This is a genomic window from Nocardia sp. NPDC058658, assembly GCF_042716665.1.
Lineage (GTDB): Bacteria > Actinomycetota > Actinomycetes > Mycobacteriales > Mycobacteriaceae > Nocardia.
This window is the reverse complement of the sequence record NZ_JBHXRR010000022.1, coordinates 66030-79444: the sequence shown is the minus strand read 5'-3', so window position 1 is coordinate 79444 and position 13415 is coordinate 66030. Positions and strand designations below refer to the sequence as shown.

Annotated in this window: 14 protein-coding genes, 1 tRNA gene and 1 other RNA gene; 7 read left to right on the top strand and 9 right to left on the bottom strand. The window is 66.3% G+C overall.

Going from position 1 to position 13415, the window contains the following annotated elements; all coding sequences use genetic code 11:
- Window positions 1-68 precede the first annotated feature (68 nt).
- The gene (tgt, locus tag ACFWUP_RS25055; RefSeq protein WP_379238236.1) at window positions 69-1322 is read left to right on the top strand and encodes a tRNA guanosine(34) transglycosylase Tgt; all 1254 of its coding nucleotides are present in this window, start codon (window positions 69-71) and stop codon (window positions 1320-1322) included.
- A gap of 248 nt (window positions 1323-1570) precedes the next feature.
- Here the strand turns inward: tgt and ACFWUP_RS25050 are convergent, their stop codons facing one another.
- On the bottom strand, window positions 1571-2344 hold the full coding sequence (locus tag ACFWUP_RS25050) for a queuosine precursor transporter (protein ID WP_379238234.1): 774 nt from the start codon (window positions 2342-2344) through the stop codon (window positions 1571-1573).
- An 82-nt stretch (window positions 2345-2426) separates the two neighbouring features.
- On the opposite strand from ACFWUP_RS25050, the gene ACFWUP_RS25045 reads away from it, so the two are divergent.
- Window positions 2427-3002, top strand: a complete 576-nt coding sequence (locus ACFWUP_RS25045; RefSeq protein ID WP_379238232.1) for a DUF4190 domain-containing protein — start codon at window positions 2427-2429, stop codon at window positions 3000-3002.
- A gap of 68 nt (window positions 3003-3070) precedes the next feature.
- Here the strand turns inward: ACFWUP_RS25045 and ACFWUP_RS25040 are convergent, their stop codons facing one another.
- Genes ACFWUP_RS25040 through ACFWUP_RS25030 form a run of 3 tightly spaced genes read right to left on the bottom strand, consistent with a single transcriptional unit; the run spans window position 3071 to window position 5281 of the window.
- Window positions 3071-3772, bottom strand: a complete 702-nt coding sequence (locus ACFWUP_RS25040) for an RDD family protein (RefSeq protein WP_379238230.1) — start codon at window positions 3770-3772, stop codon at window positions 3071-3073.
- Window positions 3773-3817: 45 nt separating this feature from the next.
- Window positions 3818-4741, bottom strand: a complete 924-nt coding sequence (gene gluQRS, locus ACFWUP_RS25035) for a tRNA glutamyl-Q(34) synthetase GluQRS (protein WP_379238304.1) — start codon at window positions 4739-4741, stop codon at window positions 3818-3820.
- 54 nt (window positions 4742-4795) lie between these two features.
- Window positions 4796-5281 carry a DUF309 domain-containing protein gene (locus ACFWUP_RS25030; RefSeq protein WP_379238228.1) on the bottom strand — a complete coding sequence of 162 codons (486 nt, stop codon included), beginning with the start codon at window positions 5279-5281 and terminating at the stop codon, window positions 4796-4798.
- Between the two features lie 419 nt (window positions 5282-5700).
- Here ACFWUP_RS25030 and ACFWUP_RS25025 point away from each other — a divergent pair, with 419 nt between their 5' ends.
- Together ACFWUP_RS25025 and ACFWUP_RS25020 are read left to right on the top strand one after the other, a co-directional pair.
- A complete protein-coding gene (locus ACFWUP_RS25025; RefSeq protein WP_067454579.1) occupies window positions 5701-5910 on the top strand; it encodes a DUF397 domain-containing protein in 210 nt (69 codons plus the stop codon).
- Window positions 5911-6007: 97 nt separating this feature from the next.
- A complete protein-coding gene (locus tag ACFWUP_RS25020; RefSeq protein ID WP_379238226.1) occupies window positions 6008-7426 on the top strand; it encodes a hypothetical protein in 1419 nt (472 codons plus the stop codon).
- Window positions 7427-7432: 6 nt separating this feature from the next.
- Here the strand turns inward: ACFWUP_RS25020 and ACFWUP_RS25015 are convergent, their stop codons facing one another.
- On the bottom strand, window positions 7433-7897 hold the full coding sequence (locus tag ACFWUP_RS25015) for a helix-turn-helix domain-containing protein (RefSeq protein ID WP_379238224.1): 465 nt from the start codon (window positions 7895-7897) through the stop codon (window positions 7433-7435).
- A gap of 267 nt (window positions 7898-8164) precedes the next feature.
- A complete protein-coding gene (locus ACFWUP_RS25010) occupies window positions 8165-8809 on the bottom strand; it encodes a helix-turn-helix domain-containing protein (RefSeq protein ID WP_379238223.1) in 645 nt (214 codons plus the stop codon).
- Between the two features lie 340 nt (window positions 8810-9149).
- Here ACFWUP_RS25010 and ACFWUP_RS25005 point away from each other — a divergent pair, with 340 nt between their 5' ends.
- Window positions 9150-10601, top strand: a complete 1452-nt coding sequence (locus ACFWUP_RS25005; protein ID WP_379238221.1) for a threonine/serine exporter ThrE family protein — start codon at window positions 9150-9152, stop codon at window positions 10599-10601.
- A gap of 1 nt (window position 10602) precedes the next feature.
- On the opposite strand, the gene ACFWUP_RS25000 is transcribed toward ACFWUP_RS25005, so the two are convergent.
- The 3 genes from ACFWUP_RS25000 to ACFWUP_RS24990 form a co-directional block, all read right to left on the bottom strand.
- Window positions 10603-11031: a DUF5994 family protein gene (locus tag ACFWUP_RS25000; protein WP_379238219.1), complete on the bottom strand. Its 429-nt coding sequence runs from the start codon at window positions 11029-11031 to the stop codon at window positions 10603-10605.
- 262 nt (window positions 11032-11293) lie between these two features.
- Window positions 11294-11378: transfer RNA gene (locus ACFWUP_RS24995), tRNA-Ser, on the bottom strand.
- Between the two features lie 67 nt (window positions 11379-11445).
- Window positions 11446-12477, bottom strand: coding sequence for a hypothetical protein (locus ACFWUP_RS24990; protein WP_379238217.1), 1032 nt, complete (start codon window positions 12475-12477; stop codon window positions 11446-11448).
- Window positions 12478-12618: 141 nt separating this feature from the next.
- Here ACFWUP_RS24990 and ACFWUP_RS24985 point away from each other — a divergent pair, with 141 nt between their 5' ends.
- The gene (locus ACFWUP_RS24985; protein ID WP_379238215.1) at window positions 12619-13173 is read left to right on the top strand and encodes a TetR/AcrR family transcriptional regulator; all 555 of its coding nucleotides are present in this window, start codon (window positions 12619-12621) and stop codon (window positions 13171-13173) included.
- Between the two features lie 26 nt (window positions 13174-13199).
- Window positions 13200-13294, top strand: an RNA gene (gene ffs, locus ACFWUP_RS24980) — signal recognition particle sRNA small type.
- Window positions 13295-13415 lie beyond the last annotated feature (121 nt).

Genomic DNA, 13415 nt, shown 5'->3' with positions numbered 1-13415 from the left:
TCCCTCCTCGAGGTCGGGATGTTCGGGGCCGGGTTTGGTGTTGGTCGTGTCACTGGCACGATGAGTGCGTGGCTGATACCAGCGAGTTCGCGTTCACAGTAGGCACCCGTCTCGACGGGGGTCGGCACGGTCGCACCGGAGTGATCAGCACCCCGCACGGTGAGATCGCGACGCCCGCGTTCATCCCGGTGGGGACGAAGGCGTCGGTGAAGGCCGTGCTGCCGGAGACCATGCGCGAGATCGGGGCGCAGGCGCTGCTGGCCAACGCCTACCACCTGTACCTGCAGCCCGGTTCGGATGTGGTCGACGAGGCCGGTGGGCTCGGGAAGTTCATGAACTGGCCGGGTCCCACCTTCACCGACAGCGGCGGGTTCCAGGTGATGTCGCTCGGGGTCGGGTTCAAGAAGGTCCTCGCGATGGAGGCCGTCGGGGTCCGGTCCGATCAGGTGATCGCCGCGGGTAAGGAACGGCTGGCGACGGTCGACGATGACGGGGTTACCTTCCGCTCGCACCTGGACGGTTCGAAGCACCGGTTCACGCCCGAGGTGTCGATGGGGATCCAGCACCAGTTGGGCGCCGACATCATGTTCGCCTTCGACGAGCTGACCACGCTGATGAATACCCGTGGCTATCAAGAGAAGTCGCTGCAGCGCACGCACGAGTGGGCGCAGCGGTGCATCGACGAACACGAACGGCTGACCGCCGCGCGCAGTCATCGGCCGTATCAGGCGCTGTTCGCGGTGATCCAGGGCGCGCAGTACGAAGACCTGCGCCGCAAGGCTTGTCGTGAACTGGAGACGATCCGGGGAAGTGGCGGAACGGAATTCGACGGTTACGGCATCGGCGGTGCGCTCGAGAAGCACAACCTCGGGACCATCGTCGGCTGGTGCTGTGACGAGCTGCCCGAGGCGAAACCGCGCCACATGCTGGGGATCAGCGAGCCAGAGGACATGTTCACCGCGATCGAGAACGGGGCGGACACGTTCGACTGTGTGAACCCGTCACGGGTGGCGCGCAACGCGGCGATCTACGTCGACGAGGGCCGGTTCAACATCAACACCGCCCGATTCAAGCGCGATTTCACCCCGATCGACGAGAACTGCGACTGCTACACCTGCGCCAACTACACCCGCGCCTACCTGCATCACCTGTTCAAGGCCAAGGAGATGCTCTCGGCGACGCTGTGCACGATTCACAACGAGCGCTTCACGATTCGTCTCGTCGACCGGATCAGGGCCAGCATCGAAGGCGGGTACTTCGACGAGTTCAAGAAGGAATTCCTCGGCCAGTGGCGGGGGCGGATCAAGGTGCCGGGGGAGTAAGGGGTGGTTGTTCGGCAGAGCTTCGGGGTTTGAGTAGTCCCAGATGGTTTGACGCTGTGTTTATTGGAGCGCTGGCGCGCTCGAGCGCGGCCCCCTGGGGGCCGCGAGTTAGCCGCCGTTGCTGGAGGCTTCGCCTCGTCGCAACGGCGGCTAACTCGCGGCCGGGCCGCTACCGCCGCTGCGCGGCGGCCCTCCCTAGGGGTCGGGCGTGGGGGCTGGGAGGGTGGTTATGGTGGAGCTGGGGGGTGTCAGTCGTGGAGGGCGGGGGCCTTCGCGGGGGCGTAGGTGGGTTCGGTCTTTTTCAGGATCGCGATGACGCGGTAGGTGATCGGCATGACCAGGATCTCGCACAGGGTCTTCCACAGGAAGCCGACGATCACGTAGTTGATGAACGACTGCCAGGTGTTGATGCCGATGGCGGTGGCCGCGATCGAGCAGAAGATGAGGGTGTCGGCGAACTCGCCAACGACGGTCGAGCCGATGAGCCGGGCCCACAGGTGCTTTTCCTTGGTGCGTTCCTTGATCAGCACCAGGGTGGCCGAGTTCAGGAGCTGGCCGACGAAGTAGCCGGCCAGGCCCGCGAGCACCAGCTGCGGAGTGGTGCCGAGAACGGTGCGGAAGGCTTCCTGGTTCTCGTAGAAACCGGCGGCGGGCAGGCCGATAGCCACGTAGAAGCAGCCGACGGTGAGCAGCAGCGCGGCGAAACCGGTGTAGATGGCGTGGCGGGTGGCGCGGAAGCCGTAGACCTCGCTGAGCACGTCGCCGAGGATGTAGGCCAGCGGGAACAGGAAGAAGGCGCCGTCGGTCGCGATCGGCAGGATCTGGATCGGGCCCAGCATCACCGAACTGTCGGTGAAGAACTCCACGCCCTTGGTGGCGCAGATGTTGGAGATGATCAGCGTCGCGGTGAACAGCGCGACGATTACCGGATAGAACCCCCGCGCAACCTGGGCGAATGCCGCATGTTCCGGCGCGGGGTGCCCAGATTGAGCGGGCTTGTCGAGCGAATTCGTATCAGTCACGGCCCCTATTCTCCCAGGTGCCGAACGGGTCCGCCTCGACAGCGCCAGCGCTCAACGGGCGCTGATGGAATACGCTGTCGTTATGACGAATCCCGGCGATTCCGACGAGTGGTGGAAGCAGTACGGCGGCTCTGGCGTGTCGCCGGAGTCCGGCGCGCCGGGTTCGGTGCCGCAACATCCCCAGCCGTCGCAGCCTTCTAACTACCCGTCGTCGCCGCAGTACCCACAGCAGCCGGCGCCGCCTCCTTCGCAGCCGCAGTATCCGCAGCAGTCGCAGCCGCAATACCAGCAGCCCGGCCAGCCGCAGTACCCGCAGCAGCCCGCTTACGGGCAGCCGCCGCAGTACGGCGGTTATCCGGCCGCGGGTGCGTACCAGCCGTACGGGCAGTACCCGCAACCGCAGGGCACCAACGGGCTGGCGATCGGCGCGCTGGTGTCCTCGCTGATCGGTTTCTGCAGCTGTGGCCTCGGCTCGGTGGTCGGCATCATTCTCGGCGTGATGGCACTCAACCAGATCAAGGAACGCGGCGGCGAAGGTAAGGGGATGGCGCAAGCGGGCATCTGGATCGGTGTCGCCGCGATCGTCGGCTGGATTCTCTACATTCTGTTTTTCGTCGTGCTCGGCGTGATGGGCGAGATGGACTCGTCTACCTACTGATCTCGAACGAACAGGGGCGCTTCCGGCAATCCGGAAGCGCCCCTGCTGTTTTCGTCAGGTGAAGGGGATCAGCCCTTGACGACCTGCGTGCCGCCTGCGAACTTGTCGTGCCAGCCCTGCTTGTTCGGGTCGTTGCTGATGGTGACCGCGATGTAGATCATCAGGCCGACGCTCACCAGCTGGCCGATGCAGTAGATGGCCTGCGGGACCAGGAAGATGTTGCGCTTGAGCGAGGTCTCGGGGGTGAGCTTCGGTGCTCCACCGGGGGCGAGGACCCGCAGGCCGAGCAGCTTCTTGCCCAGCGTGGTGCCCTGGGTCACCTCGAAGGCGACGTTGTAGCCGACGTAGGCGATCGCACCGATGAGCGCGGTGATGATGTTGCCCACGATCATGTTGTCCAGGAAGGCGAAGCCGATCGCCATGTTCACGAAGAACATCGGAACGCCGATGATGAGGCCGTCGATGAACCGCGCACCGAAGCGGATACCGAGGTCGGCAGGCTGCACGCCGCCGAAGTCCTGCTGACCGTAGCTGGCCTGGCCGTAAGCGGGCTGCGCGTACGGGTCCTGGCCGTACGGCGGCTGCTGCTGACCGTACGGATCCGGCTGGCCGTAACCCGGCTGGGGTGCGCCGCCGTGTGCGGGCTGGCCGTACGGCTGCTGCTGTCCGTAGCCCGGCTGCGGCTGCTGCTGGCCGTAGGGGTCCTGGCCGTAGCCGCCGGGCTGACCGCCCTGCGGGTACTGGTTGGGGTCGTAACCACCGCTGGTCATAATCTCAGTCCTCGTTTTGATCTTCTAGATCGGTCGATGCGTACGTTACGGACATCGGTCTGGTCGGAACAACCCGATGGGCTCGAGTATCCATGGTTTCTCAGGGATGCGGGTGGGGTCGAAAACTTCGCGTAGCTCGGCAGTCGTGCGTGCGGTGTATCCGAGTGAATCCGCGATCGCCGCCACCACGTCCTCGGGCGTGTTGCCCAGGGCGAGCTGGTCCGAAAGGCTCACGGCCCCATCGCGTTTGGCCAGGCGTTTGCCCTGTTCGTTGAGCACAAGGGGCACGTGCGCGTAGGTCGGCACGGTGAGTCCGAGCAGTTGCGCCAGGTACGCCTGACGCGGGGTCGACGCCAGCAGGTCGTCACCGCGAACCACCTGGTCGACGCCTTGGGCGGCATCGTCGACCACCACGGTGAGGTTGTAGGCGGGGATGCCGTCGCCTCGGCGCAACACCAAATCGTCGACGGCGCCCCGATATCGGCCGTGCAGCAGGTCGGTGAATTCGTATTCGTTCACCTCGGCTCGCAAACGCACTGCGCCGACGCGACCTTCGGCTCGTCGGGCGGTGCGCTCGGCCTCGCTCAGGTCGCGGCAGGTGCCGGGGTAGGCGCCCATCGGTCCGTGTGGGGCGGTGGCGGCCTGCTGTATTTCTCTTCTGGTGCAGAAGCATTCATAGGTGCGCCCGGCTGCGGTCAGCTCGGCGACCGCGGCCTCGTAGAGCGGGAGCCGATCGGATTGGTAGACCACCGGTCCGTCCCAGTCGATGCCGATCGCGGCGAGGTCGTCGAGCTGGCGTTGGGCGGCGCCGGGGCGAACGCGGTCGAGATCGTCGACACGAATAAGGAACTCTCGCGCGGAAGTTCGCGCGAACAGCCAGGCCAGCACGGCCGTGCGCAGGTTGCCCACGTGCAGCTCGCCCGACGGACTCGGGGCGTAGCGCCCGGCTCCCGGACGCGCGTTGTCCACGGCGCTCGCAGGCGCGCCGTTGCTGGTCGGCGGACTCGTCGGCACCCCTGGATCCTATGCGGGCGCTCGGCGCAGTCGTGTACGCAGCTGTTCCTCGGTGATCGGCGCACCGGCGTCGAGCGCGTCGAGCAGCTCCCGCGCGTGCGCGATCAGCCCGGTCAGGTCCACATCGTGCTGCTGGGCGTTCGCCGGATAGGACCCGAGTCGCTCACTGGCCCGGCGCAGCAGAGTACCCGCACCTTTGGTGTTGCCACGCTGGATGTGGGTGAGGCCGACGGCGTATTGGGCCAGTCCCTGCCAGAGCATCCGCTCGGCAACCGGGCCGTTCTTCCATGCCGCTTCCAATACCTCGTGGGCGTTGAATGCCAATCCGTCGTCCAGCAGTTGCTGAGCGAAGGTGAGAGTTTGCTGGGGTCCGAGCTCGAGATCGTCGGGGATTCGGGCGACTCCGGCACTGCCGGGGGGCAGCGGTCGGCCGAGTCGGTCGCGGGGTCGGTCGTTACGGGCACGACCTGCAGTGTCACGGTCACGGGCGATCATTACCCCATGATCCCTGTCCGCCCTCGATGGTGCTGATGTGACAGATGTTGTGCTCGAGAATTTGACGTATCACGGACCAATCACATGGAGGTAAATCCGGATGTGTCAACCGGATGGGGAATGGGTAAGGCGGCTGGCAATGTCCCCGCAAACGTGAAGCTTCGCAACCTTGGCAAAACGAAATGGGAAAGCAAATTCTCTTCCGCAACATTGCGGAAGACCTGCTAGTGTTTCTTCCGCGGGGGCAGCCCCCGGAGGCGGAAACACCTCGATGTGCTGGTTCGTGCCGGTCGGTTGCGCGCCCCGTGTGGCAGTGCCTTGTGTGCCACGAAGTAACTCATCGCTTCTGCCGGATTTCGACAATGTTCAACGAATCCAGGAGTTATCCCTCTTCTCGATGAACCAAAGGAGCAAGTGTCGTGGAAGTTGATGTGACCGACGCTGTGTGGCGGAAGAGCACCTACAGCGGACCCGATGGGAACTGCGTCGAAGTGGCCTTTCTCGCCGGCGGCGATATCGCCGTTCGCGACACCAAGGACCGCGGCCGCGGACCCGTGCTGGCCTTCGGTCCGGGGCAGTGGCAGGCCTTTTTGGCTGATGTCACCGCCGGAGAGTTCGCGCGCGGCTGAGCCGTGCGCAGGCGTATGAAACGGGCAACACCGGCCCCGAGTCGAACGGACTCGGGGCCTTCTCAGTGACCTGAACGGGTTGGCCTATCGTGGCCGGATGACCACGATGGCCGCGCGTGACGCGACGATGTACTGGCTGTCGCGCCGCACCGCCAACGATGTGTTCCTGCTCTACTCTTTCGCCGAAACCGATTCCGCCACCGACGAACTGCGCGCAATCGTCGCCGCGCGCGCCGCGTGCATTCCGGACCTCCGGATCCGGTTGCGCGAGATTCCGGGCGATTTCGGATATCCACGCTGGGTTCCCGCCGAATTCGCGTCCCAGCAATTCGTGCACCACCAGCCGGACGGGCTGTCCTGGCAGGCGCTGCTCGCCGATCTGGGCGAACTTCTGGGAACCGGCGTAGTCGCGACCGAATATCCCTGGCGCATCCATGTTTTCCGTGGTGTCCGCGGTGCGCCGCGGACGTCGGAGCCCGTTGTGGTGGTGGTGCTGCAACTTTCGCACGCGCTCGCCGACGGCACCCGCGCCGCCGCCATCGCCCGAGCCCTCTTCGGCGCTGCTGTTGTCCACAGCACACCCGGTGCGCCTGTGGATAACTCGGCATATCTCCCGGTCGGACCTGCACAAACTTCCACACAGCCTGTGGAAACCTGTGGACAACCCTGTGGATGGATTGCTCGACGGGTAGATCCGAGATGGCTTGGAGTGCTGCGTTTTCCCCAGCAACTGGCTGCCACGATGTGGCGCGGACGTGCCGCCTACCTGGCGCAGCGGGAATTGGCCGATCGAACCGAAGCGGGTGAAGTACCCGCGGCCGCAACCGGATTCGCGCCGTGCGCGCTGAACCCGGCAGTTGCGGTGGGTGATCGCAGTGTGCGCATGCTGGTCATGGACGCCACCGATCTCCGCAATCTGGGCAAAACCGTCACTGTGCTTGCGCTGACGGCGATTTCGCGAGGATTGTGTGACTACCTCACCGAGCGCGGCGAGCGACCCGAAAGGCTGGGGACGGCCCTGCCGATGGCACTTCCGACTCGCGGCAAGGCCCGCAACAACTACCGCGGACTGTCCATCGACCTGCACATCGACGAACCCGACCTGCGCCTGCGCGCGAACCTCATCGCCGAAGAACTCGCCGCCCGTCGCGAACGGGCGCTGAATCCGCTGTTCCTGGCACAGGATCGAGTCGGCGAGGTGGTGCCGTCTGTGCTCGCGGTACGCGATGTCGAACGCGCCGACCTGGACACCGTTCCCGCCGCGCTCGACGGCAACACCGTCGTCTCCAGCGTCTACCGAGGTGCCGACGACCTCGCCTTCGCCGGGGCCCCGGTCCTGTTCACCGGCGGTTTTCCCGCCTTGGGCACCGTCATGCACGTGACCCACGGCGTGCACGGCATCGGCGAAACCGTCACGCTGTCAGTACATTCCGATCTGCGAGTAATGCCCGATCCTGATCGCTATCTGGAACGGCTCACCGACGCGCTGGCCGCGGTGGTCGCGGCGCATCGTTGAGCCCCTTCACCGAATCAGACCGAGGCCGACGCTGTTTCCCGCTCGGTTCAACTCGGCGCCCACCGCCAGTAGCGCTGAGTGCAGCGCTGTCGCCGGATCGGTTCCGCCCGCTGATCCTTCGATCACGCCGTCGATCCGGAACGGGCAGAAGTAGCCTGCGCCGCTGTGGGTCTGGTGCGGTCGCCCGATCTCGATGAGCGGGGGGTGCGCGGTGGCGATCGCCAGGCCGGAATCGGCCGCACGTGGATCACGCCGACGGGTGACGGGCAGCGCCGACTGCGCGTGCACCCGCTCGTACCAGGCGATTACCTCGAAAGATGCAGCCCGCGTACCGGTTTCGTAGTGACCGAGCGCGGCCCTGCTGTACGGAACGCGCGTGGCCAACGCGGCCAACGACAATCCGGCTTCTTCGCGCAACCGCCGCAACCGAGCTCCGACGACGCCGTTCCCCTGCTCGCCCCGACTGGACATGAATCCATCGTAGAGAACTGTAGACGTTTGTAGACGCTTTTTGCTGTCCAAAAGGTCTTGACGGCGACCATACTTTTTCTCGGCGGCTCAGCGACCACCATACGCGCCACTCGTGCAGACACCGACTCGATTCGGAGGGGAACCGATGGAGATCTATCTGTGGATTGCTCTGGGGCTGTTCGTGTTCGGGGCGCTGTGCCGCTACCTACTACTCACCCCGCCCGCCGAACGCACGCGACCGAGCGTCGGCGAGATCCGGCGGCGGCTTCAAGCAGAACGCGAGGGACCCGGCCACGACTCGACGCTGCCATCGGTGCGCAACATCTCCGCGAGCAGCTTCTCGGCATCGGACTTCTCCCGCGCCAGGACGCTCCAACCGCGCACGAGACCGTCAGGGCCCGATTTCGTCGTCCACGAGCCGACCGCATGAGCACCCTGGGGATGCAGCGCGTAGTAGATGGTGCCGACCGGGAACGCGATATCCATCCCGCGCATCCATCCCGTGAGCGCCTCGCCCTCCCAGACGCGCATCTCGCCGCGCATCTGCGTGGTCGGATCAGCTTCGGGCGCAGGCGGTTCGGCGGCCGAGTCGAGCATCAGATGGTCGCCCTCGTGCCGGATGGTCACCGCCGCTACCTCGACCTCGTCCGGGTGATTCGCCGGTTTCTGCCAGGCTGCCCACCAGCGACCGGCCAGGTCGACGCGGTTGTCCACGATGCCCGCCAGTTCCGCCAGCGAGACCTGCAGCGCGTCGGCCAGCCGGACCGCGACCGGCAGCGTGGGCGACTGCTCCTCGGACTCGTACCTGGTGATCTGGCGCGAGCTCACCCCGATCGCGGTAGCCAGCGCGGGCTGCGAGAGCCCGAGCAACCTGCGCCGCTCCTGGATCACTTTCCCCGTCCCGGTGTTCATGCAGTCATCGCCTCCATTGCCGGCCCCTCCCGTCACACCCTGCTGGACACATCCGCACCGACATCACACGCCGCCCTTCGCTGTCACGAAGAGCACTGGCGCGCCGCACATGCCGACTGTGCGGCCGATTCTTCCATTTCTTCGCTGCAGCAGGCCCGTTTCGTGCTGACTCAACACAATGACTGCGGTCCCCGCTGCCTCCAGCACCTGACCGCGACGGCCTACAGCACCGGCCTCATCGACGACGACTGAGGGGTGAACTCCAGGTCAGTGGGCCCGACACGTTGACGAAGTGATTGCGAGATGCCGAACGGCCTGCGATCCCCACTACCGTCGAGGTATGAGTGCGGACCCACTGGCGGAAGGCGACGGCGCCACCATTACCGAACGCCCAGGTCTGCGACAGCGCTGGTGGCGACTGCGCCGGCCGTTCGTGCTGCCCTCCCAGCGCGCCACCGCCGACAACATCGTCGCCGCGCCGACCCCGCTGCAACCGATCGACCTGTCCGACGATGCCGAGGTCTCGCAGGTGCTCGACCTGGCGGTGCGGGTGGGCGAGGTCGTGCTCGCGGCGGGTACCGGTGTCGGTGACACCACCGCGCAGGTCCGTTTCATCGCCTCCACCTACGGTCTGAACAACTGCGACATCGACGTCACCTTCGACGCGATCCGTATCTGGGCCGACCGTGGGACGCGACTACCGCCCGCCAGCGACATGCGCGTGGTGAAGTACCGCTCGCTCGACTTCACCCGGCTGGCCGCGGTCGACCGCCTCACCCGCCGCATCCGCAGCCAGATCGTGCCCGTCGATCAGGCGCACGCCGCGCTCGACGAACTCATCTCCTCGCGCCACCCCTATCCGCGCTGGGTATCCACGGCGGGCTGGTCGCTGCTGGCGGCGGCGATCGCGGTGCTGCTCGGCGGTGGGTTCCTGCTCGCCGCGATCAGTTTCGCCACCACCGCGGTGATCGATGTGGTGAACCGGGTGCTGCATCAGCTCGGTCTGCCGCTGTTCTTCCAGAACATGATCGGCGGCGTCGTCGCCGCCACTCCCGCCATCGCGCTCGCCGCATTCAGCGACCACTGGAAGGCCGACGCCGCGCTGATCGTGGCCGCGGGGATCACGGTGTTGCTGTCGGGTTTGCAGTTGGTGGGTTCGGTGCAGGACGCGATCACCGGCGCGCCGATCACCGCCGCGGCCCGCATGCTCGAAGTGGTGATGATGACCGCGGGCATTGTCGCGGGTATCGGCCTGGCGCTGCGTATTTCGACCATGTTGGGGATCGCGGTACCGGAGATCGCGGCGAGCGCTGGTCGCGATATCGAGTATCTGCCGATCAAACTGATCGCCGGTGCTGTCGCGGCGATCGCGTTCGCGATGGCCTGTTACGCCGAGCGGCGGGCGCTGGTCGCGGCCGGGCTCAGCGGCGCGGGCGGCACCATGGTCTTCCTCGGCGCACAGTACGTCGGCTTCGGTCCGGTGGTGGCATCGGGCCTGGCGGCGACGCTGATCGGTCTCGTCGGTGGTCTGATGGCGCGTCGCGCGCTCACGCCGCCGTTGGTCGTCGCCGCGGCGGGGATCACGCCGCTGCTGCCCGGTCTGAAGGTGTATCGCGGGCTGTACGCCCTGCTCGATGACGAGACGGTGCTCGGGTTCGGGCAGATCCTCGGTGCGTTCGGTGTGGGCTGTGCGCTGGCGGCGGGCGTCATCCTGGGTGAGTGGTTCGACCGCTTGCTGAGTCGCCGTGGTGCGCCGCGCGACTTCGACCCGACTTACACCAGCGACCGATGAATTAGATCTGGACGAGTGTTCGGGGCCCGTCGGCCGCTGTGTCGGCGGGCGCCGGGTCCTGGATGCGCGGCTTGCCCGCCGCCCAGCGCATCTGGCTGCGGGCCGCGGGCGCCTCGGTGGCCGCGGGGATGACAAGCAGCGCGAGCGCGGCGCCGTTGCTGCCGACCACGTGCATGATGCGCGCGGCCTGCTCGTTGTTGGTGGTGCTGTCGCCGGATTCGCCGGTGGTCCAGTCGAATCCGAGTCGGGCCAGTTTGCCGATCCGCGGTCCGACCGCTGCCACCAGTTGGTGCATCTCGGTCATCGGCTGATCGGTTCGTGGCCACCAGGCGCCGTCGATGGGCCCGGTGGTGGTCTTGTGGTCACGCAGCATCAGCCGGATCGGCCCGGACGCGTCGCGCCCGATGCTCGTTTCAGGTGCTGTATTCACTTCGTTCTTACTTTCTGATTTCTGTGCGGTCGACGCGCTCATGGCGTCGACCGGCGCGGTCCGAGTTCGAACCTGCGCAAAGGCTTATATACCCACGGGACTGTGTCGGCACGCACATCAGTGTTGGGGCGGCGACGACAATATGTGGGTGTGGTGGGGGTCTCCCGCACCGTCGGGGCTCACTCTACGGGGGCACACCGACAGATCCACCGATTAAACGAACAGGGCCCCGACCGGCGAACCGATCAGGGCCCTGCTGTTGCGGAGGATAGGGGATTTGAACCCCTGAGGGCGTTAACCCAACCCGCGTTCCAGGCGAGCGCCATAGGCCACTAGGCGAATCCTCCGTGGAGCAGCATAGCGGGTCGCAGGGGGTCGATGCCAAACCGGCCCCCCGCGACCCCATCTGACCTGCTACTTCTTCAAAGCGGCCATGGCCTTGCGGACCTGCGCTTCGGCGGCGGTCGACATCGCGGCACGGTCGTAGCTGCCCAGGGTGGACACCTTGATCTCCACCTTCACCGACACATTGCTGTCGATCGCGGCGACGACGTAGCTGTAGTCGTTGTTGATCGAGCTGTAGGTGTGCTGCTCGCTGGCGTAGTAGGCCTCGCTGCCGAGGCCGTTCACCGGGCCGTTCTCGTAGCCCTTGCCGGTGGTCCTGGTGTCGGAGCTCTTCCAGCGGGCGTAGTCGGACTCGGTGCCGGTGTCGGATTTGAACTCGACGTGCAGCGACAGGCTCGCCTCGTCGGCGTTGCGGCCGGAGTCCTTGTTCTTGGCCTCGCAGTTGTAGGAGCCGCCGCCGATGTACTCGTAGGGCTCACGCTCGGTGTGCGTGGTCGTCTCCCTGGTGGTCGCCCACTGGTTCAGCACGGAAAGATCGACCAGATCGCAGGCGTTCTTGCCCTTCTGGAACTCGTAGTTGCCCGCCCACTTCTCCGAGTCGGGGCCGAGCGCGTCGCCTGCCTTGTTCACCGCGAAGGCAATGCCCGCGATCACCAGGACGGCGACGACCGTGATCGACCCGAGCACCCACCACAGAGCCTTGTTGCTGGAGGAGGACGGCCGCGGCGGCGTACCCCACTGCGGCTGCGGCGCCTGATAACCGGCTTGCGGCTGCGCGAACTGCTGAGGCTGGGCGAACTGCTGAGGCGGGGGGAACTGCTGCGGATACGGCTGCTGGTTCGCGCCGCTCTGATAGGGCGTCGGCGGCGCGGTGTACGGATTGGCCCCGCTCTGGTACGGCGTGGCCGCAGGTGGTGCCGTGTACGGGCCGGGCGCGCCGATATTGCCGCGCAGCACCGTCGGATCGGCCTGCGCGGGGTTCTGACCTGCGCCTTCGCCGGGGCGCTCCCACCAGGCGACGGTGGGGTCGGACGGTGGCACGCCGTCGCCGGGTGGTTTCTGATTCGGGCCGGTCACGACCGAGCCCCCCTCTCCTGTCATGGGGAACACCGCACCCCCGCTGCCGATATCGGGTAGATGGTAGTCAGCGTCACCGACAGCGTGGTGACTATACGGCTGCGTACACTCGAGGATCGGTCACTCGCTGTGGTGGCAACCGCAGAATATGAGGAGGAACACGTCGTGGGTACCGCGCGAACTCCCCGGGCCAGATGGGTCGAGGAAGGCCTGTCCGTGCTCGCGTCGTCCGGTGTCGACGCGGTGCGGATCGAGGTGCTGGCCAAGCGCATCGGCGTGACCAAGGGCGGCTTCTACGGCTACTTCGCCGACCGTGACGCGCTGCTCACCGCCATGCTCGAGGTGTGGGAAAGCGAGGCGACCGACCAGGTTCTCGAGCGCGTCGCAACCCTCGAACCGAGGACCAAGGCGCGCATGGCCGGGCTGCTCACCTTCTCCAGCGATCGGCTGCTCCCGATCGACCTCGCGATCCGCGACTGGGCCCGCCGCGACGACGATGTCGCCGCGCGCCTTCGCCGCGTCGACAATGCGCGAATGGCGTTGCTGCGCGAGACAATCGGTGTGTTCTGCGAAGACCCCGACGAGGTCGAAGCCAGGAGCCTGCTCGCCTTCTGCGCCACCATCGGCAGCCATTTCCTTGCCGCCGACCACGAGGGCCGTACCCGCCTCGAGGTCCTCATGCGCGCCGCCGACCTGCTGTTCGAAGACCGGAATCGCTAGTAGCCGAAACTACCGCTACACTGGCCGACGGATCCCGCGCGGCGAGCATCCTGTGAACTCCCCCAGGGCCGGAAGGCAGCAAGGGTCAACGGGCTCTGCCGGGTGCGCGGGGTCCCCTTTAATTTCTGGGGACCGCCACCGGCCTACGCACCTTCGCAGCGTGCGAGCCGGATTGGGGCTGGATACCCTGCCGATTCCGAGCGAGCGCCGGGTAACGTTGCGGGCAAATCCCACCTTGCTGC

Coding starts and splice junctions, on each gene's coding strand:
- ACFWUP_RS25045 (WP_379238232.1), top strand. CDS start 2,427: ATGACGAATCCCGGCGATTCCGACGAGTGGTGGAAGCAGTACGGCGGC.
- ACFWUP_RS25040 (WP_379238230.1), bottom strand. CDS start 3,772: ATGACCAGCGGTGGTTACGACCCCAACCAGTACCCGCAGGGCGGTCAG.
- ACFWUP_RS25030 (WP_379238228.1), bottom strand. CDS start 5,281: ATGATCGCCCGTGACCGTGACACTGCAGGTCGTGCCCGTAACGACCGA.
- ACFWUP_RS25020 (WP_379238226.1), top strand. CDS start 6,008: ATGACCACGATGGCCGCGCGTGACGCGACGATGTACTGGCTGTCGCGC.
- ACFWUP_RS25015 (WP_379238224.1), bottom strand. CDS start 7,897: ATGTCCAGTCGGGGCGAGCAGGGGAACGGCGTCGTCGGAGCTCGGTTG.
- ACFWUP_RS25010 (WP_379238223.1), bottom strand. CDS start 8,809: ATGAACACCGGGACGGGGAAAGTGATCCAGGAGCGGCGCAGGTTGCTC.
- ACFWUP_RS25005 (WP_379238221.1), top strand. CDS start 9,150: ATGAGTGCGGACCCACTGGCGGAAGGCGACGGCGCCACCATTACCGAA.
- ACFWUP_RS24990 (WP_379238217.1), bottom strand. CDS start 12,477: ATGACAGGAGAGGGGGGCTCGGTCGTGACCGGCCCGAATCAGAAACCA.